The organism is Enterobacter cloacae complex sp. 372C4, from assembly GCF_050030615.1.
GTDB lineage: Bacteria > Pseudomonadota > Gammaproteobacteria > Enterobacterales > Enterobacteriaceae > Enterobacter > Enterobacter intestinihominis.
In genome coordinates this window covers 3,822,023-3,846,964 of sequence record NZ_JBLGUQ010000001.1, presented here as the reverse complement: position 1 = coordinate 3,846,964, position 24,942 = coordinate 3,822,023, and the positions used below count along the sequence as shown (strand labels likewise).

Genomic DNA, 24,942 nt, shown 5'->3' with positions numbered 1-24,942 from the left:
TCTCTTATCCTTTCGTTTGTAACTGACGCCAGGCATCATTTGCCAGCGCAATAAATTGTTCGTCATCTGTCTGCTGAAGGCGCATTTCAAACCATCCCGCCATCAGCATCAGCACCCACGGACGCCAGCGCGCGACCTGCCGCGCAAGGGTGAGTACATTTATGTTGGCGTTTCGGGCATAGGCGGTTATCAGCTGAACGCGCGAAGCCTCATCAGGCATCCAGACCGCAGCGAGTTCAAGCGCCACGTCACCGTCCCCTGCATATTCCCAGTCGATAAGTTTCTCGCCCGCCGTGGTATGAACGATATTCCCCGCATGGACATCCATATGCAGCGGCGCCAGACGTAACGCCTTCGGCTCTCCCGCTTTACGCAGCCGCTTAAGCTGCGCCAGCCAGAAGGGCGTGCGTCGTCCAGGCGCAGCCTGCTGCCAATAGCTATCCAGTAATGGAAGTAACGTCACCTGCCAGCCCAGACGCGGCTGTCGATGCAGATGATACAGCATGGCTGCCAGCGTGGGCGTATCGGGAAGCTCGCTTTTGATCTCACCCGCAATAAACGCCACCGCCATCCAGTCCCTGATAAAGAGATGAGGTTTCGGGGCAAGGTCGGCGGGAAGGCGCTTCAGGGCGCGGAACTGGCGACGAAAATGGGCGGCAGGCGCGGCGGCATCGTGATGCTGACGTAAAACCAGCCGATGGTCGCCACGCTCAATAATGCAACTCGCGCCGCCAAGCCCGACGGGGGCTTGCGGCGCGATAACACGGTACTGGGGGAAATAACGCGTCAGGACATCATGACGCGTGCGCTTATTGTTGCGTAACGGCACCTTTACCTGACCAGATAATTTCGCCGGTTTGAACCAGCATTAACTGCATCTGCAACGACGGCGTGTTCACGTTGCCTGTCGCGTTAGAATAAAGGACATACTGCGCGCCAACGTTGCGGGCGATACCAATCGCTTTACTGCGCGAACCCAGGCTGTCCTGAGGCGACAGACCAAGCTGTTGCTTGGCGACCGCGAGCTGCTGGGCTGAGACCAGCGTAAATTTACCGTTGTTTGCCAGCGCGTTGCGCAGGGTTTCCGTCGCTTCTCCCGCATTCAGGGAACCGTTTGTACGGTTGTTCACGCTGTCCACCAGCAGCACACTGCCAGGCGTAACACCCTGTGCCTGCAACATTTTGCCCACCATCGGCTGCATCGCGCCGTTCCAGTCATAGTGCCGCACTCGCGGCGCAGGCTGCGCGGTATCGTCCGGATGTTCGATCGGGCCAGGCTGCGCCGGAATAGTCGGTACAGACGGCACGGTTGGAACAGGTTGCGCCGGTGTTGTTGGCTGTTCCGTTCCCGGCTTCGCCTGATCCACCGGTGCAGGTTCTTCCGTTCGCGTCACACAGCCTGCCAGAAAGAGTGCGAACGCACTCAGGAGCGCATAACGGCTCATTGTTTTAATCAAGGTTCACTCCTTACAAATAAAGATAAAGTCTCACCTTATGTGCACCCAGATAGCTGGCGCTGCCGTAGAGCGTGACCGACGATCTTGCCGGGACCGTCACGCTACGCGGCGCCTCAAGCGGGTGCATCTCAAGACCTCTCACGTCATACCAGTAGAAGCGATAATGCACCGTCACTGGCTCTTGCCTTTCGTTATAGAGCGTAGAGGAGGCAGAAGACTGGATTTCGCTTATGGTCAACGAAGGATTTTCCGCCGTGATGCCCGCAGCAAGCACTGAGGACTCCATCACCAGCGTCTGTTCTTCACTGACCGGGATGGCGGGACGCGCGCTGCACCCAACCATAACCAGCGTCACGATCAGCGCTGCAATACGCCCAGTTAACATATTAAAGACCTTTATGTGCCAGCATCGGTCCCAGTGGACGTCCACCCAGAAGATGCATATGAATATGATAGACTTCCTGGCCGCCATGGCGATTACAGTTCATGATCAAACGGTATCCATCTTCAGCAATCCCTTCCTGCTCAGCAATTTTCGCGGCCACCGTAAGCATACGGCCCAGCGCAACTTCATGCTCGGTTTTAACGTCATTGACGGTCGGAATCAGAATATTGGGAATAATAAGGATGTGCGTCGGCGCCTGGGGAGAAATGTCGCGGAAAGCCGTGACCAGTTCATCCTGATAGACAATATCCGACGGAATTTCGCGGCGGATAATTTTACTGAAAATCGTTTCTTCAGCCATGACCTTTTCCTTTTATGTTTAATCTGGCGTCGTGCGTCCGTTGTTAACACACATTGTCTGTTTTACTGTGTGACACAACACAAGAGTATGAGCGAGTTTCTCCTGTCCTTTCAACCTTCTCCCGTTATTTCTTTCCTGATTATCGCCCATCTGGCTGAAGAGGCATCGCTTTAGGACATTTCTTTTCTGAAACCTGATTTCAGTTCATCCCGAAACATCTGTTTACAGCGTTAATCACAATGCGTATATTTCGCATTTGCATTTTCATGCGCATTTTTAACATAGAAAACGACGTCAGCCCGTGCTAGCGGGACTGTCGCGCACTACCTTCACCATTCACTAAGGGTTTGATGATGTCTTTCATTAATCACATCAGGGATGGGCAACGTCAGCCTGCCGCAACACCTTCGTTGCTGGCCGCCTGCATTGCTATGGCATTGACGCCAACCACCGCTTTCGCTGCTTCAACAGCCGAAGATACCGTCGTCGTTGATGGGGGTTTTGATAACACACAGGATCTTTCTGCCAGCCAGGATCAGGATTACAGCGTAAAAACCACCACCACCGGCACCAAACTGTTGCTGGTTCCCCGCGACATCCCACAGTCCGTCAGCGTTATCAGCCAGCAACGTATGGCTGACCAGAATCTGCAATCCATCGGCCAGGTGCTGACGAACACCACGGGCATTACGGCGCAGGTGCAGGACAGCGACCGTACCGTATTTTACTCACGCGGATTTTTCGTCAGCAACTACGCCTATGACGACCTTCCAACGTCCATCAGTGAAGTGTGGAACTTTGGTGATACCGCCGCCGATACCGCAATTTATGACCGCATTGAAGTGGTCCGCGGCGCCACAGGCCTGATGTCCGGGACGGGCAACCCGGCGGCGTACGTTAATATGGTGCGCAAGCATGCGGACAGCCAGGAATTTAAAGGCAACGTCTCCGCCAGCTATGGCAGCTGGGACAAGCAGCGTTACGTGCTGGATCTCCAGGCGCCGCTGGTGGAATCAGGTAAGGTACGGGGTCGTCTGATCACGGGTTATCAGGACAACGACAGCTTCGTGGATAACTACCACTACCGGAAGAAATTCCTCTACGGCGTGATGGATGCAGATGTTACCGACAGCACGACCCTCTCTGTAGGGTATGAGTATCAGGAAAGCCATACCGCCGACCCAACCTGGGGCGGGCTGCCGACCTGGTACAGCGACGGAAGTAAGACCAACTACAATCGCAGCCAGACCGTCGCGCCTGACTGGGCCTATTCAGATAAAGACAGCACCCGCATCTTCGCTAACCTGACCCAGCGTTTCGATAATGGCTGGGAAGCGCACATCAACGGCATGCATGCTGAAACCAACTTTGACTCTAAGCTGATGTATATGTCCGGTTATCCGGATAAAGAGACCGGCGCGGGCCTGGTGGGTTACGGCGGCTGGAACCGCGGGGAACGCAAACAGGATGCGGTCGATGCCTTCCTGCGCGGCGGCTTCGATCTCTTTGGCCGTCAGCACGAGATGATGTTCGGCGGCAGCTTTAGCCGTCAGCGTAACCATTACGACAACACCATGCCGGATGCAGTATACGGCATGGTTGATGTCGGCAACTTTAAGAACTGGAACGGGAACATTGCCGATCCGCAGTGGACGCCGTGGAAACTCTACAGCAAGGATGATATTCGCCAGTCTTCAGCCTATTCCTCTGCGCGTTTCTCACTCGCCGATCCGTTGCATCTGATCCTGGGGGCGCGTTACACCCAATACAACATACGCTATAACCCCGCTGGTTCGCCGAATACCCGTCTGGAAAGCACCAAAGATGATGTCACGCCGTATGCCGGCCTGGTGTATGACATCAATGAGGACTGGTCGACCTACGTCAGCTATACCTCTATCTTCCAGCCGCAGGATAAGCGCAATGCCAGTGGACGTTATCTCGACCCTACCACGGGTAAAAGCTACGAAGCCGGGGTGAAGGCAGACTGGTTTAATACCCGCCTCACCACCTCGTTGGCGATTTTCCGCATTGAGCAGGATAACGTGGCCAGCAACACGTATACCTACATGCCGAGCGGTGAGTCGATTTATGAATCGATGGACGGGGTGGTCAGCAAAGGGGTCGAGTTTGAGCTCAACGGTGCACTAACCGATAACTGGCAGCTGACCTTTGGCGCGACGCGTTACGTTGCAGAAGATAAGAATGGCAACGCTGTCAGCTCCGATCAGCCGCGCACAACCATGAAGTTGTTCACCCGTTATCAACTGCCAATGCTGCCGGAACTGACCGTGGGCGGTGGCGTAAACTGGCAGAACAAAGTGTGGACGGACGTGGAAGGCGGTCCGGCAGGACGTTCCCGCGCGGAGCAAGGCAGCTATGGGCTGGTGAACCTGTTCAGTCGCTATCAGGTCACCAAAGACTTTGCTGTTCAGGCTAACGTCAACAACCTGTTCGACAAAGAGTATTACGACTACGTCGGATCGTATGTAGTGTATGGCGCGCCACTGAACGTTTCGGTGAGCGCGAGCTACGACTTCTGAGTATTAGGCCCGGTGGCGCTGCGCTTGCCGGGCCTACCCATCACGTAGGCCGGGTAAGGCGCAGCCGCCACCCGGCCCCCCAAACCGAGTAATAAAAAAGGCAGCCATTCGGCTGCCTTAGTCTCCCCAGATCACAGCTTAGTTGTTGCGGATGTACTCATCCATTTCGGTTTTCAGGTTATCGGATTTCGTTCCGAAGATTGCCTGAACACCAGAACCTGCAACAACGACACCTGCTGCGCCCAGTTTTTTCAGACCCGGCTGGTCGACTTTCGCAACGTCGGCAACGCTCACACGCAGACGAGTGATACACGCGTCCAGGTTAGTGATGTTCTCTTTACCGCCGAAAGCAGCAACCAGAGCAGGTGCCATTTCGCTGGTCACACCGGCTTTGCTGTCTTCCGTTGCATCTTCACGACCCGGCGTTTTCAGGTCCAGTGCTTTGATCAGCACGCGGAAGACGGTGTAGTACACCACTGCGTAGCCCGCACCCACGATTGGGAACAGCCACAGCTTGCTGCTGTTACCGGACAGAACGATGAAGTCGATCAGGCCGTGAGAGAAGGACGTACCGTCACGCATACCCAGCAGGATACAGATTGGGAATGCCAGACCTGCCAGTACCGCGTGGATGATGTACAGGATCGGCGCAACGAACATGAAGGAGAACTCGATCGGCTCGGTGATACCGGTCAGGAACGAGGTCAGCGCTGCGGAGATCATGATACCGCCCACTTTTGCACGGTTCTCTGGTTTAGCAGAGTGCCAGATAGCAATTGCAGCGGCCGGCAGACCGTACATTTTGAACAGGAAGCCACCAGACAGTTTACCTGCCGTTGGGTCGCCCGCCATGTAGCGTGGGATGTCGCCGTGGAACACCTGACCTGCTGCGTTGGTGTATTCACCAATCTGCATCTGGAATGGAACGTTCCAGATGTGGTGCAGACCAAATGGTACCAGGCAGCGCTCAATGAAGCCGTAGATACCGAACGCCACAACCGGGTTCTGGTAAGCTGCCCACTGAGAGAAGGTCTGGATTGCCGTACCGATTGGTGGCCAGATGAAGGACAGGACCACACCGGTGAAAATCGCGGCCAGACCAGAAATGATCGGCACAAAACGTTTACCCGCGAAGAAGCCCAGATACTCAGGCAGCTTGATGCGATAGAAGCGGTTAAACATATACGCTGCAATCGCACCGGAGATGATACCACCGAGAACACCGGTGTCCGCCAGGTGCTTAGCGGCAATCTCTTCAGCAGGTAAATGCAGTACCAGCGGCGCAACCACAGCCATGGTTTTCACCATGATGCCGTAAGCAACAACGGACGCCAGAGCGGAAACACCGTCGTTATTGGTGAAGCCCAGAGCAACACCGATAGCGAAGATCAGCGGCATGTTAGCAAAAACAGAACCGCCTGCTTCGGCCATCACGTGGGAAACTACGGCTGGCAGCCAGCTGAAGTTTGCAGAACCGACACCCAGCAGGATACCTGCGATAGGCAGTACGGATACTGGCAGCATCAGCGATTTACCGACCTTTTGCAGGTTAGCAAATGCATTCTTAAACATAATTGAGAGTGCTCCTGAGTATTTGTGCTTTTTTTTACGTTTTCACGCATTGGCCCGGGGGGAGTACCGCGCCGTGGACAGGACATCTAAGCGCCCTTTATTTATTACACAGAGTAAAATAATTCCCTCTGAGTTTGTTTGACGGCTATCACGTTTCAGTTCAAGACGGCCAAAAAACTTGCAGATATTTACATAAAGCATGTCTGGATGTGTCTAAAAACGCCATCACCGCCCCGAATGAGGCGGTGAACTTTACTCGCTTTAGTTATTAATTACGAGCCTAAAAATAACAGGTGTATCAGACAGATTGCAGGCGGGCGGGGTCAATATGGAACAGGCTGGCGAAGTTTTCCGTTGTCACGCGAGCCAGTTCTTCAATACTGACACCTTTCAGAACGGCCATATACTCAGCGACATCCCGGGTCATCGCTGGCTGGTTCTCTTTGCCACGATGAGGCACCGGCGCCAGGTACGGGGAATCGGTTTCCACCAGAATACGATCCAGCGGAACATAGCGCGCCGCATCACGCAGTTGCTCAGCATTACGGAACGTGACAATCCCCGAGAACGAGATATAAAAGCCCAAATCAAGCAGCTTACCCGCCGTTTCTCTGTCTTCTGTGAAACAGTGTAGTACGCCACCGCAATCCGTCACCTTTTCTTCCCGCAGGATACCCAGCGTGTCGGCGCGCGCATCTCGGGTGTGAACGATAACCGGCTTATTCAGTTCCCGGCCAATGCGGATGTGGTTACGGAAGGATTCCTGCTGGCGAGGTTTCGTTTCCGGAGTGTAGAAATAGTCCAGGCCGGTCTCGCCCATCGCCACTACGCCCTCTTCTGCGGCAAGACGGCGTAAATCCTCAACGTCGTACGCTTCATCCTGATTCAGCGGATGCACGCCGCAGGAGAAGACGACATTATCGCGCTCGCCTACCAGTTCACGCATGGAGCGGTAACCCGGCAACGTGGTTGCCACGGCCAGGCAAAATTTCACATCGCGCGCGGCGGCTTTCGCCAGCACGTCGTCCACATTTTTATGCAGGGATTGATAATCCAGGCCATCGAGATGGCAGTGTGAGTCGACTAAAAACATAATGTCTCTCTCAGAGGTGGGAAACCGGCGGTATGACACCCGGTTGCAGGTAGTGTTCGATACGCAGTAACTGGTCAGTCAGTAAAAGCTCGCGATTGAGACCGGTTACCGTCAAAAGTTGTTCACGACTCTGGCAGATATCATGAAGGATAGCGTGCAGCGACTGCCCTGACAGGCGATTCGCCAGCGTGGTGACCAGCGCCCACACGTCAGGGTTAGTCAGAAGCGTAGCCCCCTGCTGAATTTTGAGCGCATCCAGCAGCAGCGCGGCCAGCCAGTGCAGCCGTTCCGGAGCCTGATCGCTGTTCAGCGCTGGCAGCACGCTCAGCCAGTCATGGATGTCGAGGGCTGATTCAACCGCACGACACAGCGTTTCACGCTGGGACCACACCTCGGGCTGTAATAAGGCCAGCGCAGCCGCAGGCGCACCGCTGCACAGGCGCAACGCTGAGAGCGCCGCGTCTTGTGACACCGTCACTTCCCGCTCAAGCCAGGCGAGTGCCCAGGATTCCTGAGGGACAGCAAGGTGGTGAAGACGGCAGCGACTGCGCAGCGTCGCCAGCAAGCGTTCCGGCTCGCGGCAGGAGAGGAAAAACCAGGTGTTTTCTGGCGGCTCTTCCAGGGTTTTTAACAGCGCGTTGGCTGCGGCTTCCGTGAGCAGCGCGGCATCTTTCAGCCACACCACTTTCGCCCCCACCAGACGCGCATATTCGTACAGTTTCTCACTGACCTCACGCACCGCGTCGATACCGAGCGTATTTTTGCCCTTCTCAGGTTCGAGGGTGTAATAGTCAGGATGCGTGCCCGCCTGCATGAGCTGGCAACCCCGGCACTTACCGCAGCTTTTATGTCCTTCCGGCTGTTGGCACATCAGAAAGCGGGTGATGGCGTAAATCAACGCATCATCACCCATTCCCGGCAGCGCCTGGATCAGTAACGCATGATGCCCCCGACCAACCTGATAGCTGCCGATCAGCTGTTCAAAGTGTGGGCGCAACCATGGATACCATTTCATGCCTGCTGCTCCTGTAGCCACTGCGTAACGGTCTGCTGAATATCACATGTAACGTCTTCAAGGGATTGCGTCGCATCGATGGTACGAATGGTCTTGTCCTGCCCGGCCAGTTCCAGATAACGCGCACGGGTGCGGTTAAAGAAATCAAAAGACTCCTGTTCGATGCGGTCCAGTTCGCCGCGGGCACGGGCGCGCTTCAGGCCCACCTCAGGGGTCACGTCCAGATACAGCGTCAGGTCAGGACGGAAATCGCCCAGAACCGCGTCGCGAAGCGTAGCCAGCATGGCCTGATCGATACCCCGGCCACCGCCCTGATACGCCTGGGTTGAGAGATCGTGGCGATCGCCAATCACCCATTTGCCTTCTGCCAGAGCGGGTTTGATCACCGTCTCCACCAGCTGAACGCGCGCCGCATAGAACATCAGCACTTCCGCTTTGTCGGTAATAACTTCATCGCCAACGGATTTGATATCCAGAACCAGGCTGCGCAGTTTTTCCGCCAGCTGCGTACCGCCCGGCTCGCGGGTGAAGACCATGTCGGCGACGCCAAGCGATTTCAGCGTATCCACCACCACGTTACGGGCGGTGGTTTTGCCCGCCCCTTCGAGTCCCTCAATGACAATGTATTTACTGCGCATTTTTTTCCTTAAGTGCCTTCAGATAGTCCTGAACGGAGCGATTGTGACTGGCCAGGTTGGTATTGAACGTATGCCCCCCTTTTCCGTCAGCCACAAAATAGAGATACGGCGTTTTGGCCGGGTGCGCGGCGGCCTTCAACGATGCTTCACTCGGCGTCGCAATCGGTCCAGGCGGCAGGCCGCTAATCACGTAGGTATTATACGCCGTTGGCGTTTCCAGATCTTTTCTGGAAATCCTGCCGTTGTAGTTTTCGCCCATGCCGTAGATGACGGTAGGATCGGTTTGCAAACGCATGCCGATGCGCAGACGGTTAATAAACACCGAGGCAACCTGGTCACGTTCGGCAGCAACGGCCGTCTCTTTCTCGATGATCGAGGCCATCGTCATGAACTGGTTTTGATCTTGATAAGGCAGGCCCTCTGCTCGCCCTTTCCAGGCAGCGTCTACCGCCGCGACCATTTTGTTGTGCGCTCGCTTCAGAATTGCCACATCCGTCGTGCCTGCCGTATACATCCACGTATCGGGCCAGAACCAGCCTTCCACCCACTCGGGATGTTCGAATTTTAAGGCGTCTGCCACGGTCTGGTAGCGGTCATCTTTCAGCGTATGCTTGATGTACGGCGCGTCACGCAGTTGCCTGAGATAATCGCTCAGACGCATACCTTCCACAAAACGCAATGGGAACTGGGCTTCTTTACCACTCTCCAGCAGTTGCAGCATCTCGCGCACGGTCATGCCAGGGGTGAAACGATAGGTACCGGCCTTGAAATGGGACAGGTCCGGCTGAATACGCAGCAGCCACTGGAATACGCGTGGACGATTGATAATTTTGTCGTCATACAGCTGCTGACCAAGCGCCTGCCGCCCGGTCCCCGCTTTCAGGGTAAAAATCGTCTCGTCTTTAATCAGGATCTGACTTTCAGCCAGCTGACGGACTTTCCACACTCCCGCTCCGCCAGCGATTCCGAACGCAACGATAAGAAGGAGGACAAAGCGTAACATTTTCTTCATGACTACCTGGTTTGCTCACATAACGGGGCCAGAAACTGGAACAGCTCGCGGGATGACCAGCACTTGCGGTCATAAGCGCGAACGGGGACAACGGGCATCAGCGCATTGCAGATAACAACTTCTTCGGCAGCCAGCAGCGCCTCTTCCTTAGCGTTAACTTCGACAACGCGAAAGCCTGCGCGTGCCAGCTGTTGCAAACAAAACTGCCGCATAATGCCGTTGACTCCGGCCTGCTCCAGCGAAGGCGTGAATACGTCACTGCCCTTCCGCCAGAGTAAATTAGCCGCACAGCATTCCGTAATGTACCCTTCGCTGTCAAGAACCAGCGCCTCCCCGGCCTCCGTCTGCTCAAGATGAGTACGAATAAGCACCTGTTCAAGACGGTTAAGATGTTTTATGCCAGCGAGCATCGGGTTTCGCCCCAGACGTACCGGGCTAAGCGCCAGGACTACGCCCTCTTCACGCCAGTGCGCGTAATGGGAAGGATAATCTGAAACGGAAAGGATCCGCGCAGGATGCTGGCAGGCAGAACCGCTATAGCCCCGACCACCGCTGCCGCGGCTGATAATGACTTTCAGGACGCCGCTTGCTTTCTCTGACGCCAGCCGACGCATTTCACTTTCAAGAATGTCCCACTGCGAGAAGGGGATCAGTAATGCTTCGCAGGCTTTTTGTAAACGAAGGATATGGGCCCCGAGCAGGCACACGCCACCGTCGAGAATACGCGCGGTCGTGAAACAGCCATCGCCAAACTGGGTCGCCCTGTCGCTTGCCGGCAGCATTTCTTGCTCAAGGCCATTAATTAAAAACATAGTGGCTCCTTATGCATGGAGGCTCAGTCTGGCAGGATGTGGTTAGCCGGACAAGGGGATATCACCTAATAAAAAAGGCCCGGCAAGCGGACCTTTATTATCGTCAGCGACTAACCAGACTCAGACCTTTTTGAAGATCAGAGAACCGTTAGTCCCACCGAAGCCGAAGGAGTTACACAGGGTGTACTCCATACCGCTAACCTGGCGCGCTTCGTGGGGAACGAAGTCCAGATCGCAACCTTCATCTGGATTATCCAGGTTGATGGTTGGCGGTACAGCCTGATCGCGCAGCGCGAGAATAGAGTAGATTGATTCTACTGCACCCGCCGCACCCAGGAGGTGACCGGTCATGGATTTCGTGGAGCTCACCAGTACACGGCTGGCAGATTCGCCGAAGATAGACTTAACCGCCTGCGCTTCTGCTTTATCGCCCGCAGGGGTAGATGTCCCGTGCGCGTTAACGTAGCCAATCTGTGCCGGCGTAATGCCCGCATCACGGATGGCGTTTTCCATCGCCAGCGCAGCACCTGCGCCGTTCTCTGGAGGAGACGTCATGTGGTAAGCATCGCTGCTCATGCCAAAGCCAACAACTTCAGCATAAATTTTCGCGCCACGTTTTTTCGCGTGTTCGTACTCTTCCAGTACGATCATGCCTGCACCGTCACCCAGCACGAAACCATCACGGTCTTTATCCCACGGACGGCTCGCCGCCTGAGGATTATCGTTTCGGGTAGAGAGCGCACGCGCTGCACCGAAGCCACCGACGCCCAGCGGGGTACTGGCTTTTTCAGCACCGCCCGCAACCATAGCATCTGCATCGCCGTACGCGATGATACGCGCGGCCTGGCCGATGTTATGCACGCCAGACGTACAGGCTGTCGCGATTGAGATGCTTGGACCACGCAGGCCGAACATAATGGTCAGGTGACCTGCCACCATGTTTACAATCGTAGACGGAACGAAGAACGGGCTGATTTTACGCGGGCCGCCATTCACCAGAGATGTATGGTTTTCCTCGATCAGGCCAAGACCGCCAATCCCGGAGCCGATAGCAGCGCCGATACGGGTAGCGTTCTCTTCCGTAATCTCAAGGCCAGAATCCTGCATGGCCTGAACGCCAGCGACAATTCCATATTGAATGAAGGCATCCATCTTGCGCTGTTCTTTGCGCGAGATGATCTCTTCACAGTTAAAATCCTTTACTAAGCCAGCAAATTTCGTTGCATAGGCGCTAGTATCGAAATGGTCGATTAGGCTGATGCCGCTCTGACCGGCAAGGAGAGCTTTCCAGGTGGACTCTACGGTATTGCCGACAGGAGACAACATGCCAAGTCCGGTCACAACTACACGACGCTTAGACACGTTTGTCCTCCAGGGAGGGATAAAAAAAGAGATTCGTGGGACTACAAAAGATAAAACTCAGGCGGTCGAATGACCGCCTGGAGATGTTCACTTACGCCTGGTGACCGTTGATGTAATCAATGGCAGCCTGAACGGTGGTGATTTTCTCAGCTTCTTCGTCCGGAATCTCAGTATCAAACTCTTCTTCCAGAGCCATTACCAGCTCAACGGTGTCAAGAGAATCTGCGCCCAGGTCTTCAACAAAGGAAGCGGAGTTCACAACTTCTTCCTGCTTAACGCCCAGCTGTTCGCCGATAATTTTCTTAACGCGTTCTTCGATAGTGCTCATACTCTTAAATTTCCTATCAAAACTCGCTTTCGCGATGGTTTTCGTAGTGTATAAAATGTTGAAAAATTTGCAACTAAATCCCGGCAGGTCTTACCACGATTTTACGTTATTTTGAGGCCATTTGCCCAAATAACGCAAATATTTTCGATCGTGATTAAACCATGTACATCCCGCCGTTGACGTGGAGGGTTTCACCAGTGATGTAACCCGCTTCGTCAGAGGCTAAAAATGCAACCGCGCTGGCGATTTCTTTAGGGTCGCCAAGACGACCCGCTGGAACTGCCGCCAGCGTACCCGCACGCTGATCATCGGTCAGCGCACGCGTCATGTCCGTTTCAATAAAGCCCGGAGCAACAACGTTTACAGTAATTCCGCGGGACGCGACTTCGCGCGCCAGCGACTTACTGAAACCGATCAGACCTGCTTTCGCCGCAGCGTAGTTAGCCTGACCAGCATTTCCCATGGTACCAACCACAGAACCTACAGTGATAATACGTCCATGACGCTTTTTCATCATAGCGCGCATTACCGCTTTTGACAGACGGAATACCGATGACAGGTTGGTTTCGATAATATCGTTCCACTCATCATCTTTCATTCGCATCAACAGGTTGTCGCGAGTGATCCCGGCATTATTGACCAGAATATCCACTTCGCCAAACTCTGCGCGAATATTTTCCAGAACAGATTCGATAGATGCTGGTTCAGTCACATTCAGTACCAGACCTTTGCCGTTCGCACCCAGATACTCGCTGATGGCCTGTGCGCCATTCTCGCTGGTCGCAGTCCCGATCACCGTCGCGCCGCGCGCAACCAGTGTTTCAGCAATAGCACGCCCGATACCGCGGCTTGCGCCGGTCACCAGGGCAATTTTTCCTTCAAAACTCATGGTATTCCTCTTTTATTGCGAGAGTGCCGCTTTCATTGCTTCCGGCTCGTTAATCGCCGAGGCAGTCAGGGTGTCTACAATACGTTTTGTCAGACCGGTAAGTACCTTACCTGGACCGACTTCATACAGATGTTCAACGCCCTGAGACGCCATAAATTCAACGGTTTTGGTCCACTGAACTGGGCTGTAGAGCTGGCGAACCAGCGCGTTACGGATAGCCTCCGGCGCGGTTTCGCACTTGACATCGACGTTATTCACAACGGAAATCGTCGGTGCGTTAAAGGTCATTTTTTCCAGCTCAACCGCCAGTTTATCGGCAGCGGGCTTCATCAGCGCACAGTGAGACGGCACGCTCACCGGCAGCGGCAGTGCACGTTTTGCACCCGCAGCTTTACAGGCAGCGCCTGCACGCTCAACCGCTTCTTTATGACCCGCGATAACTACCTGGCCTGGCGAGTTAAAGTTTACCGGAGAAACGACCTGACCTTCAGCAGATTCTTCACAGGCTTTAGCAATAGAAGCATCATCCAGACCGATGATGGCAGACATGCCGCCCGTGCCTTCTGGCACCGCTTCCTGCATAAACTTACCACGCAATTCAACCAGACGGACCGCGTCAGCGAAGGCAATCACCCCTGCGCAGACCAGCGCAGAGTATTCACCCAGGCTATGACCCGCCATCAGCGCCGGCGTTTTGCCGCCCTGCTGCTGCCATACGCGCCACAATGCGACGGAGGCTGCCAGCAGTGCCGGTTGAGTCTGCCAGGTTTTGTTCAGCTCTTCAGCTGGGCCCTGCTGGGTCAGCGCCCACAGATCATAACCCAGCGCGTCAGAAGCTTCACGGAAAGTCTCTTCAATAACCGGATAGTTTGCTGCCATTTCAGACAACATCCCAACAGTTTGTGAGCCCTGTCCCGGGAACACAAAAGCAAATTGCGTCATTTTTTAATCCTTATCCTAGAAACGAACCAGCGCGGAACCCCAGGTGAACCCGCCACCAAAGGCTTCAAGCAAGACCAGTTGGCCCCGTTTAATTCGTCCATCGCGTACCGCTTCGTCAAATGCGCACGGTACCGATGCCGCAGAGGTGTTGCCGTGGCGATCAAGCGTCACCACAACGTTATCCATAGACATGCCCAACTTCTTCGCCGTCGCGCTGATAATACGCAGGTTAGCCTGATGCGGTACCAGCCAGTCGAGTGCGGCGCGATCCAGATTGTTCGCTTCCAGCGTCTCATCAACAATGTGAGCGAGTTCGGTCACGGCCACCTTGAACACTTCATTACCCGCCATTGTCAGGTAAATCGAACTGTCCGGATTAACGCGATCGGCGTTAGGCAGCGTTAACAGCTCGCCGTAGCGACCGTCAGCGTGCAGGTGCGTGGAGATAATGCCTGGTTCTTCGGACTGCCCCAGCAGTACCGCGCCCGCGCCATCGCCAAAAATAATGATTGTGCCGCGATCGGTTGGATCGCAGGTACGCGCCAGCACATCAGCACCGATCACCAGCGCATATTTTACGGCACCCGATTTAACATACTGATCGGCGATGCTCAGCGCATAGGTGAAACCCGCGCACGCCGCTGCAACATCAAATGCCGGGCAGCCTTTGATGCCGAGCATGTTCTGCACCTGGCACGCTGCGCTTGGGAAGGCATGCGTGGCAGATGTTGTCGCCACCACAATAAGCCCGATCTGTTCTTTATCAATGCCAGCCATCTCAAGCGCTCGCTGAGCGGCTTCGTAGCCCATGGTGGACACAGTTTCGTCTGGCGCGGCGATACGACGTTCACGGATACCTGTGCGCGTGACAATCCACTCGTCAGACGTATCTACCATTTTTTCAAGATCGGCGTTGGTACGCACTTGTTTTGGCAGGTAGCTGCCGGTACCTAAAATCTTCGTATACATGTACGCTCAGTCACTTTTAGCTAATACAGATCCCAGGCGAGCGGCAATCCTCTGAGGGACTTGTCGCTGCACCGCCTGCACTGCCTGTTCAATCGCGACGGTAAATGCTCGCTGATTGGCGGCGCCATGACTCTTAATCACGATGCCGCGCAATCCTAACAGACAGGCGCCATTATACTGGTCGGGGTTGAGGTGACTGAATCGCCGCGTCAGGCTTTTTTGTAACCAACGCTTTAATAAAATCAGCCACCAGGACCTTTTTTTACCTTCTCCCTGCGATTTCAGCAGAGAAAGGAACATTCGTACGACCCCTTCCATGGTCTTCAACGTCACGTTTCCGGTGAAGCCATCACACACTAATACATCCGTTTTGCCCGTCAGCAACTCATTGGCTTCGAGATAACCAATATAGTTGATGGAGGGAACCTGTTTGAGTATTTCCGCAGCGTCGCGGATACTGTCCAGGCCTTTGGTCTCTTCTTCACCAATATTCAATAACGCAACGCGGGGATTGGTAATCCCGACCACGTCTTCTGCCAGCACCGACCCCATCACGGCAAACTGAGCCAGCATTGTACTATCACAATCTACGTTAGCGCCCAGATCGAGCACCACCGTTTTGCCCTTCTGCTGATGCGGTAACACCGTCACCAGCGCCGGACGCTCAATGCCCTCAATCGGCTTGAGCAATAATTTCGACAGTCCCATCAGCGCGCCAGTATTTCCCGCGCTGACGCAAGCCTGCGCTCGCCCTTCTTTCACCAGCTCCAGCGCCATTCGCATAGAGCTGCCGCGGCTATTACGAATAGCCTGCGATGGCCGGGCATCACTGGCAATAACTGACTGCGCAGGAATAATCTGCAGACGCGAACGTTGTTCAAAGTCAGCTTTTGCAAGTAATGGCGTGATTGTGTCGGGATTACCGACTAAAAGAAGTGTGAGTTGCGAATTAGAATTCAGTGCCTGCAATGCTGCAGGCACTGTCACGGTAGGGCCAAAATCTCCCCCCATGACATCTAACGCCAGGGTTAGACGTGTCAAGGTATCGTCGCAGCCTGGTTCGGTAAACTCCCCGTTTTCACGGGGAAGTTCCTCACTAAGCCTAATCACGCTGACGTGTGATTACTTAGTGATAACCTTGCGGCCGCGGTAGAAACCGTCAGCGGTGATGTGGTGACGCAGGTGTTTCTCACCAGAAGTCTTGTCTACAGACAGGCTGGTAACTGCGGTCAGCGCGTCATGGGAACGACGCATGCCACGTTTGGAACGGGTTGGTTTATTCTGTTGTACGGCCATGGACCTTACTCCTCAATTACTTACGCTTTAAGCTGGCTAATACGGCAAATGGATTTGGTTTTTGCGCTTCATCAGGCAGTTCCCCAAAGACCATGTCCGCCTCGGACACTTCACAGTGTTCAGAATCATGCACCGGAACGACTGGCAGGGAGAGGATGACTTCATCTTCAACCAGCGCCAGAAGATCGATTTCACCGAATTCGTTAACCTCAATCGGTTCATACGCTTCCGGGAGTGCTTCAGCCTGTTCGTCAGAACGAACCGGACTGAAACAATACGTTGTGTGAACATGCTGTACAAACGGTTTCCCGCAGCGCTGACATTCGAGCGTTACCGTCACCTTTGCATCACCGGTTAAAACGGCGAGGCGCTGGTTGTCGATAGCGAACGACATGGAGCACTCTACATCACTGTCCACACTGACTACAGATTCGGCAATACGCTCAGCCTGATCGGAAGAATAGATTCCTTCGTAATCGAGGCGTTTTTGAGCCGTACGAACCGGATCAAGAGTCAGGGGTAATTTTACCTTTTGCATAGGGCGCGCATATTAACTTTGTAACGTCATAGAGTCAAAGAAAAAGGCAACCAGAGCTGCCTTTTGCCAATTATTCGCACACATTGCGGCCTGTAGTTTAAAATGGCTGGCATCGATACGCTATATCTGGTGATAAAAATATGCCAAATCTCGTCCTTGCTTCCACTTCACCTTATCGCCGAATGCTGCTGGAAAAGCTCGGGATCCCGTTTGAATGCGCCGCGCCGGAGGTGGATGAAACGCCACAGCCGGGCGAGTCACCGCGTCATCTGGTGACCCGTCTCGCGAAAGAGAAAGCACAGTCGCTGGCCGTACGTTACCCCGCTCATCTGATTATAGGCTCCGATCAGGTTTGTGTGCTGGACGGCGAAATCACCGGTAAACCGCATACGGAAGAAAACGCCTGCCAGCAGCTTTTGCGTGCGCGAGGCAGTATCGTGACCTTTTATACCGGCCTGGCGCTTTATAATTCCGCCTCCGGTCATCTGCAAACCGAGTGTGAGCCATTTGATGTGCACTTCCGTCATCTCAGCGAGGAGGAGATTATGGATTACGTGCGTCGGGAACGTCCTCTGAACTGCGCAGGGAGTTTCAAAAGTGAAGGGCTGGGAATTGCACTGTTCGACAAGCTGGACGGGCGGGATCCCAACACGCTGGTGGGGTTGCCGCTGATTGCGCTGTGCCAGATGTTAAGGCGAGAAGAGTGTAATCCGCTGACGATGTGATTTTTGCCCAGCGGCGCTTCGCTTGCATGGGCCTACGGATTTCGTAGGCCGGGTAAGCGCAGCGCCCCCCGGCACATAATCAGCCGCGCAGAACTTTCAGGCAGCGTTTCAACTGATCATCCAGCGGCGCTTCAATACGGATAACTTCACCGGTATTAGGATGGGTAAACTTCAGCGCTGCCGCATGCAGGAACAGACGCGACAGCCCCGTACCCGCCAACTGCTTATCAAACTCGCGATCGCCATAGCGATCGTCGAACGCAATCGGATGGCCTGCAAACTGGGTATGGACGCGAATCTGGTGAGTACGCCCCGTCACCGGACTACAGCGCACCAGCGTGGCGAATTCGTAGCGCTCTTCTACTTTAAATCGCGTCTCAGACGGTTTCCCTTCCTGATTTACACGAACAATGCGCTCACCGCTTTGCAGAATATTTTTCAGCAGCGGCGCCTGCACCACTTTCACGTGGGACTGCCACTGGCCGCGCACCAGCGCCAGATAATCTTTCTGCATCCCTTTTTCGCGCAGCTGTTCATGCAGGGAACGCAGTGCAGAACGTTTTTTCGCCACCAGCAGCACGCCTGAGGTATCACGGTCAAGACGGTGAACCAGTTCGAGGAAACGCGCTTCCGGGCGCAGCGCACGTAAACCTTCGATCACGCCGAAGCTCAGACCGCTCCCCCCGTGTACCGCCGTTCCGGACGGTTTATTCAGCACCAGAATGTGGTCGTCCTCATAAAGGATAACGTCGCTCAAAGCCGCGACTTTTTGCAGCTTCGGAGAAACGACCTCTTCTTCACGCTCTGCAACACGTACCGGTGGAATGCGGACTTCATCGCCCGCCTCGAGCTTGTACTCGGGCTTCACACGTTTTTTGTTCACCCGCACCTCACCCTTACGCAAGATGCGATAAATCATACTTTTTGGCACACCCTTCAATTGGGTGCGCAAAAAATTATCGATACGTTGCCCTGCCTCGTCGTCGGCGATGGCAACCATTTTTACGGCTGGAGTCTCTGTTTTCATGGTTGGCGATTCTAAATAGCGTCTGACATTAGCGCCACTCATTTTTCTATGCTTATATTTACTTTTATCCGGACCACTCCCCTTTCGCGCAATCGATTTGGTGGTTATTAAACCAATCACCCCGTTGAAGTGAAGAAACTGTGAGTAACCGGGTGATAATTGGTAAAAGTCATCTTGCTATAACCCGGCGAGCAGTGGAATAATGAATCCGTTTTCCGCGTTAAATCCGGGTTTTGTAAGGATGTCGACGGAATGACCAATTTTGTCTGACCGATCATCCACGCAGCAATGGCGTAAGACGTATTGATCTTTCAGGCAGTTAGCGGGCTGCGGGTTGCAGTACTTCCCGGTATAAGGATTGTTCTCTGGAGAGTTTTCCCAGGCAATTCCCCTGATAATTGCGCTGTGTTTCCCTATGAAATACAGGCAACCGACACTCTGCGCCTCTTAAGCGAGCGACAACCGTGAGGTTGGCGACGTGAATAGACACGAGGCCATCGGTTCATACCCCGGAAAGCGTCACCTTGCCCGCAGCTTTGTCGTCAATGTAAGAATAACGAGTAAGTTACGATGAAAAGAATGTTAATCAACGCAACTCAGCAAGAAGAGTTGCGTGTCGCCCTTGTGGATGGGCAGCGCCTGTACGATCTGGATATCGAAAGTCCTGGACACGAACAGAAAAAAGCGAACATTTACAAAGGCAAAATCACCCGCATTGAACCAAGCCTTGAAGCTGCATTTGTCGATTACGGTGCTGAGCGTCACGGTTTCCTTCCTCTCAAAGAAATCGCCCGCGAATATTTTCCTGCAAACTACAACTCCCATGGCCGTCCGAACATCAAAGATGTTCTGCGTGAAGGTCAGGAAGTTATCGTCCAGATCGATAAAGAAGAGCGTGGCAACAAAGGCGCCGCGCTGACCACCTTTATCAGTCTGGCAGGAAGCTATCTGGTATTGATGCCAAACAACCCGCGTGCGGGTGGCATCTCTCGCCGTATCGAAGGCGATGACCGTACCGAGCTGAAAGAAGCACTGGCAAGTCTTGAACTGCCAGACGGCATGGGCCTTATCGTGCGCACCGCAGGCGTTGGCAAATCTGCCGAAGCGTTGCAGTGGGACCTGAGCTTCCGCCTGAAACACTGGGAAGCCATCAAGAAAGCGGCAGAAAGCCGTGCTGCGCCGTTCCTGATCCACCAGGAAAGCAACGTCATCGTGCGTGCCTTCCGTGATTATCTGCGTCAGGACATCGGTGAAATTCTGATTGATAACCCGAAAGTGCTTGAGCTGGCTCGCCAGCACATCGCCGCACTGGGTCGCCCGGATTTCACCAGCAAAATTAAACTGTACACCGGTGAAATCCCGCTGTTCAGCCATTATCAGATTGAATCCCAGATCGAGTCTGCCTTCCAGCGTGAAGTGCGTCTGCCGTCCGGCGGTTCTATCGTTATCGATACCACCGAAGCGTTGACCGCCATCGACATCAACTCCGCGCGTGCAACCCGCGGCGGCGACATCGAAGAGACCGCCTTCAACACCAACCTTGAAGCCGCTGATGAAATCGCCCGCCAGCTCCGCCTGCGCGACCTGGGTGGTCTGATCGTTATCGACTTCATCGACATGACCCCGGTTCGCCACCAGCGTGCGGTTGAAAACCGTCTGCGTGAAGCGGTGCGCCAGGATCGCGCGCGTATCCAGATCAGCCATATTTCTCGCTTTGGCCTGCTGGAGATGTCCCGTCAGCGCCTCAGCCCGTCTCTGGGTGAGTCCAGCCATCACGTCTGCCCGCGCTGTTCCGGTACAGGTACCGTTCGTGACAATGAATCTCTCTCCCTCTCTATTCTGCGTCTGATTGAAGAAGAAGCGCTGAAAGAGAACACCAAAGAGGTTCACGCTATTGTTCCAGTGCCGATTGCCTCCTACCTGCTGAACGAAAAACGTGCAGCGGTGAGCGCAATCGAAGCGCGTCAGGGCGGCGTTCGCTGCATCATCGTGCCAAACGACGAGATGCAAACCCCGCACTATCACGTGCTGCGCGTGCGCAAAGGGGAAGAGACAAGCACCCTCAGCTACCTGCTGCCGAAGCTGCATGAAGAAGAAATGGCGCTGCCGTCTGATGAAGAGCCTGCCGAGCGTAAACTGCCTGAGCAGCCAGCTTTAGCGACCTTCATCATGCCGGAAGCACCGCCAGAAGCGACGCTGGAAAAACCAGCGGAAAAACCTGCTGTGCAGAAAGTGGCTCCTGCCGCGCCAAAAGCGCAGCCTGAGCAGCCTGGTCTCCTGAGCCGCATCATCGGTGCGCTGAAAAAAATGTTTGCCGCCGAAGAAGTTCAGCCTGAGGAGCCGAAAGAAGCGCCAAAAGAAGCGAAACCAGAGCGTCAGCAGGACCGTCGTAAGCGTCAGAACAACCGTCGCGACCGCAACGACCGTGGCGATCGTAATGAGCGCCGTGATAATCGTTCCGATAACAACGAAGGCCGTGAACAGCGCGAGGACAACCGTCGCAACCGTCGCGAGAAGCAACAGCAGAACGTTGAAGATCGTGAGATTCGCCAGCAGGCGGGCGATGAGTCCGAGAAGAGCAAACAGCGTGACGAGCAGCAGCCTCGCCGCGAGCGTAACCGTCGTCGTAACGATGACAAACGCCAGGCTCAGCAGGAAGTCAAAAACCTGAATCGCGAAGCGCCTGTAGAACAGCAGGACACTGAGCAGGAAGAGCGTACTCAGGTTATGCCGCGTCGTAAGCAGCGCCAGCTGACCCAGAAAGTACGTGTGGGTGTTGTTCAGGCCGAAGAAAACGACGTTATCGCGGTTGAAGCGGCTGAAAGCACAACGGGTACTCAGGTTGCGAAAGTTGACCTGCCAGCCGTAGTGGAAAATCAGGTTGAGCAGGACGAAAGCAGCGAAAACCGTGATAACGCAGGTATGCCGCGTCGCTCCCGCCGTTCTCCACGCCATCTGCGCGTGAGCGGTCAGCGTCGCCGTCGTTATCGTGACGAGCGTTACCCGACCCAGTCTCCAATGCCAATGACCGTGGCGTGCGCGTCACCTGAGATGGCATCCGGTAAAGTCTGGATCCGTTATCCGGTTGCACGTCCGGAGCAGGCTGTTGAAGAACAGGCTGTGACTGAAGAGGTGATTGCACCGGTCGTCGCAGTGGAAGACGTCGTGACTGAAGCGGCAACCGTGGTCGAACCGCAGGTTGTTGAAACAGCGCCGCCGCAGGCTGTGGAAGTGGAAACGACCCATCCTGAAGTGATTGCTGCACCGGTTGATGCCGCACCGCAGATCATTGCCGAAGAAGATACCGTGGTGGCTGAAGAAGTCGCGGAAGACGCTAAGCCTGTATCCGCAGCAGAAGAGCCCGCAGACGTTGCCGTCGAAACGGTGACGGAAGAGGTTGTTCAGGACGTCGAGATTCAGGTTGAACCTGTTGTCGAAGAGGTCAAAGCGCCTGAAGTGAAATCTGAGCCGGTTGAGATCGTTGAAGCTGTAGCGCCTGCTCACATTGCTACCGCGCCAATGACTCGTGCCCCGGCACCTGAGTACGTGCCTGAAGCACCACGCCATAGTGACTGGGTTCGTCCGGAATTCAACTTCGAAGGTAAAGGTGCTGCCGGTGGTCACAGTGCGACGCACATGGCTACTGCCCCAGCTACTCGTCCTCAGCCTGTTGAATAACGCACGCTAAGACTGAAAGCCGACCTTCGGGTCGGCTTTTTTATGGCTGTTGCAGGGGCTTTCTCATCCCGGTGACCTCCGGCATTATCTGCCGCATCAGCTCCAGAAAACGCCGCAAGCGCGCCGGATAATAGCGTGACCAGGGATAAACCAGATGTACCGGTAGCGCTGCTGGCTGCCACTCTGGCAGTAAATGCACCAGTCGCCCTTCCCGAATATCATCCTGTACCGTCCAGCTGGATACCACCGCCACGCCTAGCCCGGTGAGTGCCGTATTGCGCGCTACATACAAGCTGTCGGTACTCAGGCGTGGCGTAATGGTAACTCTCGCCGGGGTGGGTGTTGCCTCGTGGAAGAGCTCCACATGGCGTTGATAAAAAGAGCTAATGGCAATCCAGGGGAGATGTTGCAGATCGTCCGGCGTGTTAACCGCGGGAAAACGGGCAAGGAGTGCCGGTGACGCTACCACCGAGCGCGGCACTTCAGCCAGTAGCACAGACACGGTTGCCGGATCGACTTCCACGCCCACCCGAATAGCACAGTCAAGGTTGTCGCCGAGGAAATCAACCGAGCGATCGTTAAGCATCCACTCAACAGAAAGCTGGGGATAGCGCTGCAAAAATTGGGTTAACGGTTTTAGTAGCTGATCCTGGCCAAACGCGTGAGGCGCGCGCACCCTCAGCACCCCGACCGGTTCATCTTCCGTCTGCCCCACCTCGTCTTCCAGCGCCAGCCAGCTGTCAATCACCCGTCTGGCATGCTGATAGCAACGTTCACCGTCATCGGTAAGCCGTGTGGTATGGGTTGTGCGCAGCATCAGGCGCACGCCCAGCATGGTTTCAAGTGACTGCAACCGTCGGCTCACCGTGGCCTGGGTTGTTGCCAGCTGACGTGCCGCCGCAGAAAGGGACCCCGCCTCCACAATGCGAACAAAGGTTCGCATCAGCTCTACCCGATCTATACGCTCAGTCCGTTTCATATCATTTACACCTATACGCTACACGTATAAGCGTTTTACCACCGCGCCCGCTACCGTCGCAAGGCGTACTGATAAAAAATAGGCGCACACGACGAATGAGGAACATCTTATGAACACAACCACCACCCGGGCCGTAAGCCGCTGGGTAATCTTAATGCTGGCGCTCGGTGCGGGCTTCAGCGTGGCATCCATCTATTATGCCCAGCCTCTGCTGCCGCTGATGGGCTCAGACCTGCACCTGAGCATCGAAGGCATGGGCATGGTCCCGACGCTCACCCAGGCGGGTTATGCCTTAGGTATCCTGTTTCTGCTCCCGCTCGGCGATCGTTATGACCGCAGAACGTTGATCCTGATAAAAAGTGCAGCTCTGGCGCTGTTCCTGCTGGGTTGTAGCCTGACCGGACAACTGCATTCCCTGCTGCTCACCAGCCTGCTGATTGGCATGGCCGCCACCATGGCGCAGGATATTGTCCCGGCCGCAGCGATCCTCGCGCCGGAAGGCAAACAGGGAAAAACGGTCGGCACGGTGATGACCGGCCTGCTGCTGGGGATTTTGCTCTCCAGAACCGTGAGCGGCGTGGTGGGTGAAGCCTTTGGCTGGCGAGTGATGTATCAGCTGGCCGCCGCAAGCATTGCCTTTATCGGCGTGGTGATGTGGGCCGTACTTCCCCGCTTCGCCGTTCATTCCACGCTGAGCTACCCGGCACTGATGCGCTCCATGGAACACCTCTGGCGTCGCTACCCGGCGCTGCGTCGGGCTGCGCTGGCTCAGGGTTTTCTGTCGATTGCTTTTAGTGCGTTCTGGTCGACGCTGGCGGTCATGCTGCTGGAACGGTATCACCTTGGCAGCGCCGTGGCGGGTGGTTTTGGTATTGCCGGAGCCGCAGGCGCGCTGGCCGCACCGCTGGCAGGCGGTCTGGCCGATAAGCTGGGCGCCGGTAAAGTGACCCAACTGGGTGCCGCGCTGGTGACCCTCTCGTTTGCCCTGATGTTCCTGATGCCAGCCCTGGGTGTACACGGCCAGTTGCTCCTGATTGCCCTCTCCGCGGTCGGTTTCGATCTCGGTTTGCAGTCCAGCCTCGTGGCGCACCAGAACCTGGTCTACAGCCTTGAGCCGCAGGCCCGTGGGCGCCTTAACGCCCTGCTGTTTACCGTCATTTTCATCGGAATGGCGCTGGGTTCGGCATTAGGCAGCAATATCTATACGCTGGCAGGCTGGACGGGCGTGGTAGCACTGGCAACCCTGTGTGGTGCCATTGCGCTGGCTATCAGAGTGATTGAAAGCGCCCGGGTGGTGTCCGCTCAGGCAGAAAGTGTGTAA

Annotated in this window: 24 protein-coding genes; 4 read left to right on the top strand and 20 right to left on the bottom strand. The window is 55.1% G+C overall.

The genetic code is table 11. The annotated features are described in order from the left end of the window. Positions 1-4: 4 nt before the first annotated feature. The 4 genes from thiK to hinT are packed head-to-tail and all read right to left on the bottom strand — an operon-like array spanning position 5 to position 2,203. Positions 5-829: a thiamine kinase gene (gene thiK, locus ACQG11_RS18685; protein WP_023305871.1), complete on the bottom strand. Its 825-nt coding sequence runs from the start codon at positions 827-829 to the stop codon at positions 5-7. Continuing rightward, positions 810-1,454, bottom strand: a complete 645-nt coding sequence (gene lpoB, locus ACQG11_RS18680) for a penicillin-binding protein activator LpoB (protein WP_085929697.1) — start codon at positions 1,452-1,454, stop codon at positions 810-812. The genes thiK and lpoB overlap by 20 nt, the downstream gene beginning before the upstream one ends. 13 nt (positions 1,455-1,467) lie before the next feature. Then, positions 1,468-1,842 carry a YcfL family protein gene (locus ACQG11_RS18675; RefSeq protein WP_022647747.1) on the bottom strand — a complete coding sequence of 125 codons (375 nt, stop codon included), beginning with the start codon at positions 1,840-1,842 and terminating at the stop codon, positions 1,468-1,470. Position 1,843: 1 nt separating this feature from the next. Next, positions 1,844-2,203, bottom strand: coding sequence for a purine nucleoside phosphoramidase (gene hinT / locus ACQG11_RS18670; protein ID WP_006809243.1), 360 nt, complete (start codon positions 2,201-2,203; stop codon positions 1,844-1,846). A gap of 353 nt (positions 2,204-2,556) precedes the next feature. On the opposite strand from hinT, the gene fhuE reads away from it, so the two are divergent. Beyond that, the gene (fhuE, locus tag ACQG11_RS18665; protein ID WP_426728657.1) at positions 2,557-4,746 is read left to right on the top strand and encodes a ferric-rhodotorulic acid/ferric-coprogen receptor FhuE; all 2,190 of its coding nucleotides are present in this window, start codon (positions 2,557-2,559) and stop codon (positions 4,744-4,746) included. 138 nt (positions 4,747-4,884) lie between these two features. Here the strand turns inward: fhuE and ptsG are convergent, their stop codons facing one another. The 14 genes from ptsG to yceD form a co-directional block, all read right to left on the bottom strand. Beyond that, entirely contained in the window at positions 4,885-6,318 is a 1,434-nt protein-coding gene (gene ptsG, locus ACQG11_RS18660) for a PTS glucose transporter subunit IIBC (RefSeq protein ID WP_006809245.1), read from the bottom strand. Between the two features lie 298 nt (positions 6,319-6,616). Continuing rightward, entirely contained in the window at positions 6,617-7,411 is a 795-nt protein-coding gene (locus tag ACQG11_RS18655) for a metal-dependent hydrolase (protein WP_023299800.1), read from the bottom strand. 10 nt (positions 7,412-7,421) lie between these two features. Further along, a complete protein-coding gene (gene holB / locus ACQG11_RS18650) occupies positions 7,422-8,426 on the bottom strand; it encodes a DNA polymerase III subunit delta' (RefSeq protein WP_048966197.1) in 1,005 nt (334 codons plus the stop codon). Next, positions 8,423-9,064, bottom strand: coding sequence for a dTMP kinase (gene tmk, locus ACQG11_RS18645; RefSeq protein WP_022647743.1), 642 nt, complete (start codon positions 9,062-9,064; stop codon positions 8,423-8,425). Before tmk ends, holB begins: the two co-directional genes overlap by 4 nt. Then, on the bottom strand, positions 9,054-10,076 hold the full coding sequence (gene yceG / locus ACQG11_RS18640) for a cell division protein YceG (RefSeq protein WP_038415832.1): 1,023 nt from the start codon (positions 10,074-10,076) through the stop codon (positions 9,054-9,056). Before yceG ends, tmk begins: the two co-directional genes overlap by 11 nt. 2 nt (positions 10,077-10,078) lie before the next feature. Beyond that, positions 10,079-10,888, bottom strand: a complete 810-nt coding sequence (gene pabC, locus ACQG11_RS18635) for an aminodeoxychorismate lyase (protein ID WP_023299796.1) — start codon at positions 10,886-10,888, stop codon at positions 10,079-10,081. A gap of 120 nt (positions 10,889-11,008) precedes the next feature. Beyond that, the gene (fabF, locus tag ACQG11_RS18630; protein ID WP_022647740.1) at positions 11,009-12,250 is read right to left on the bottom strand and encodes a beta-ketoacyl-ACP synthase II; all 1,242 of its coding nucleotides are present in this window, start codon (positions 12,248-12,250) and stop codon (positions 11,009-11,011) included. A 91-nt stretch (positions 12,251-12,341) separates the two neighbouring features. Continuing rightward, complete coding sequence (gene acpP, locus ACQG11_RS18625; RefSeq protein WP_003857954.1) at positions 12,342-12,578, bottom strand: acyl carrier protein; 237 nt, start codon at positions 12,576-12,578, stop codon at positions 12,342-12,344. 154 nt (positions 12,579-12,732) lie between these two features. After that, positions 12,733-13,467, bottom strand: coding sequence for a 3-oxoacyl-ACP reductase FabG (fabG, locus tag ACQG11_RS18620; protein WP_022647739.1), 735 nt, complete (start codon positions 13,465-13,467; stop codon positions 12,733-12,735). Between the two features lie 12 nt (positions 13,468-13,479). Next, the gene (gene fabD / locus ACQG11_RS18615) at positions 13,480-14,409 is read right to left on the bottom strand and encodes an ACP S-malonyltransferase (protein ID WP_022647738.1); all 930 of its coding nucleotides are present in this window, start codon (positions 14,407-14,409) and stop codon (positions 13,480-13,482) included. A gap of 15 nt (positions 14,410-14,424) precedes the next feature. Continuing rightward, the gene (locus tag ACQG11_RS18610) at positions 14,425-15,378 is read right to left on the bottom strand and encodes a beta-ketoacyl-ACP synthase III (protein WP_003857960.1); all 954 of its coding nucleotides are present in this window, start codon (positions 15,376-15,378) and stop codon (positions 14,425-14,427) included. Positions 15,379-15,384: 6 nt separating this feature from the next. Further along, complete coding sequence (gene plsX / locus ACQG11_RS18605) at positions 15,385-16,419, bottom strand: phosphate acyltransferase PlsX (protein ID WP_152811225.1); 1,035 nt, start codon at positions 16,417-16,419, stop codon at positions 15,385-15,387. A gap of 81 nt (positions 16,420-16,500) precedes the next feature. Further along, entirely contained in the window at positions 16,501-16,674 is a 174-nt protein-coding gene (gene rpmF, locus ACQG11_RS18600; protein ID WP_003857964.1) for a 50S ribosomal protein L32, read from the bottom strand. 16 nt (positions 16,675-16,690) lie between these two features. Next, positions 16,691-17,212 carry a 23S rRNA accumulation protein YceD gene (yceD, locus tag ACQG11_RS18595; RefSeq protein WP_003857966.1) on the bottom strand — a complete coding sequence of 174 codons (522 nt, stop codon included), beginning with the start codon at positions 17,210-17,212 and terminating at the stop codon, positions 16,691-16,693. Positions 17,213-17,352: 140 nt separating this feature from the next. Here yceD and ACQG11_RS18590 point away from each other — a divergent pair, with 140 nt between their 5' ends. Then, positions 17,353-17,937 carry a Maf family protein gene (locus ACQG11_RS18590; RefSeq protein ID WP_032622147.1) on the top strand — a complete coding sequence of 195 codons (585 nt, stop codon included), beginning with the start codon at positions 17,353-17,355 and terminating at the stop codon, positions 17,935-17,937. Positions 17,938-18,016: 79 nt separating this feature from the next. Here the strand turns inward: ACQG11_RS18590 and rluC are convergent, their stop codons facing one another. Then, entirely contained in the window at positions 18,017-18,964 is a 948-nt protein-coding gene (gene rluC / locus ACQG11_RS18585; RefSeq protein ID WP_041907418.1) for a 23S rRNA pseudouridine(955/2504/2580) synthase RluC, read from the bottom strand. 570 nt (positions 18,965-19,534) lie between these two features. On the opposite strand from rluC, the gene rne reads away from it, so the two are divergent. After that, the gene (rne, locus tag ACQG11_RS18580) at positions 19,535-22,642 is read left to right on the top strand and encodes a ribonuclease E (RefSeq protein ID WP_023305866.1); all 3,108 of its coding nucleotides are present in this window, start codon (positions 19,535-19,537) and stop codon (positions 22,640-22,642) included. Between the two features lie 40 nt (positions 22,643-22,682). Here rne and ACQG11_RS18575 read toward each other — a convergent pair whose 3' ends face one another. After that, positions 22,683-23,621 (bottom strand): LysR family transcriptional regulator, encoded by a 939-nt coding sequence (locus ACQG11_RS18575; RefSeq protein WP_022647733.1) that lies wholly within the window; start codon positions 23,619-23,621, stop codon positions 22,683-22,685. Between the two features lie 109 nt (positions 23,622-23,730). On the opposite strand from ACQG11_RS18575, the gene ACQG11_RS18570 reads away from it, so the two are divergent. Next, positions 23,731-24,942, top strand: a complete 1,212-nt coding sequence (locus ACQG11_RS18570) for an MFS transporter (protein ID WP_022647732.1) — start codon at positions 23,731-23,733, stop codon at positions 24,940-24,942.

What these genes read in the sequence shown, in the direction of transcription:
- acpP (WP_003857954.1), bottom strand. Translation starts at nt 12,578, where the DNA reads ATGAGCACTATCGAAGAACGCGTTAAGAAAATTATCGGCGAACAGCTG.
- hinT (WP_006809243.1), bottom strand. Translation starts at nt 2,203, where the DNA reads ATGGCTGAAGAAACGATTTTCAGTAAAATTATCCGCCGCGAAATTCCG.
- yceD (WP_003857966.1), bottom strand. Translation starts at nt 17,212, where the DNA reads ATGCAAAAGGTAAAATTACCCCTGACTCTTGATCCGGTTCGTACGGCT.
- ACQG11_RS18655 (WP_023299800.1), bottom strand. Translation starts at nt 7,411, where the DNA reads ATGTTTTTAGTCGACTCACACTGCCATCTCGATGGCCTGGATTATCAA.
- fabD (WP_022647738.1), bottom strand. Translation starts at nt 14,409, where the DNA reads ATGACGCAATTTGCTTTTGTGTTCCCGGGACAGGGCTCACAAACTGTT.
- rne (WP_023305866.1), top strand. Translation starts at nt 19,535, where the DNA reads ATGAAAAGAATGTTAATCAACGCAACTCAGCAAGAAGAGTTGCGTGTC.
- ACQG11_RS18570 (WP_022647732.1), top strand. Translation starts at nt 23,731, where the DNA reads ATGAACACAACCACCACCCGGGCCGTAAGCCGCTGGGTAATCTTAATG.
- yceG (WP_038415832.1), bottom strand. Translation starts at nt 10,076, where the DNA reads ATGAAGAAAATGTTACGCTTTGTCCTCCTTCTTATCGTTGCGTTCGGA.
- pabC (WP_023299796.1), bottom strand. Translation starts at nt 10,888, where the DNA reads ATGTTTTTAATTAATGGCCTTGAGCAAGAAATGCTGCCGGCAAGCGAC.
- fhuE (WP_426728657.1), top strand. Translation starts at nt 2,557, where the DNA reads ATGTCTTTCATTAATCACATCAGGGATGGGCAACGTCAGCCTGCCGCA.
- ACQG11_RS18590 (WP_032622147.1), top strand. Translation starts at nt 17,353, where the DNA reads ATGCCAAATCTCGTCCTTGCTTCCACTTCACCTTATCGCCGAATGCTG.
- ACQG11_RS18610 (WP_003857960.1), bottom strand. Translation starts at nt 15,378, where the DNA reads ATGTATACGAAGATTTTAGGTACCGGCAGCTACCTGCCAAAACAAGTG.
- rpmF (WP_003857964.1), bottom strand. Translation starts at nt 16,674, where the DNA reads ATGGCCGTACAACAGAATAAACCAACCCGTTCCAAACGTGGCATGCGT.
- ACQG11_RS18675 (WP_022647747.1), bottom strand. Translation starts at nt 1,842, where the DNA reads ATGTTAACTGGGCGTATTGCAGCGCTGATCGTGACGCTGGTTATGGTT.
- fabG (WP_022647739.1), bottom strand. Translation starts at nt 13,467, where the DNA reads ATGAGTTTTGAAGGAAAAATTGCCCTGGTGACCGGCGCAAGCCGCGGT.
- rluC (WP_041907418.1), bottom strand. Translation starts at nt 18,964, where the DNA reads ATGAAAACAGAGACTCCAGCCGTAAAAATGGTTGCCATCGCCGACGAC.
- ptsG (WP_006809245.1), bottom strand. Translation starts at nt 6,318, where the DNA reads ATGTTTAAGAATGCATTTGCTAACCTGCAAAAGGTCGGTAAATCGCTG.
- tmk (WP_022647743.1), bottom strand. Translation starts at nt 9,064, where the DNA reads ATGCGCAGTAAATACATTGTCATTGAGGGACTCGAAGGGGCGGGCAAA.
- holB (WP_048966197.1), bottom strand. Translation starts at nt 8,426, where the DNA reads ATGAAATGGTATCCATGGTTGCGCCCACACTTTGAACAGCTGATCGGC.
- ACQG11_RS18575 (WP_022647733.1), bottom strand. Translation starts at nt 23,621, where the DNA reads ATGAAACGGACTGAGCGTATAGATCGGGTAGAGCTGATGCGAACCTTT.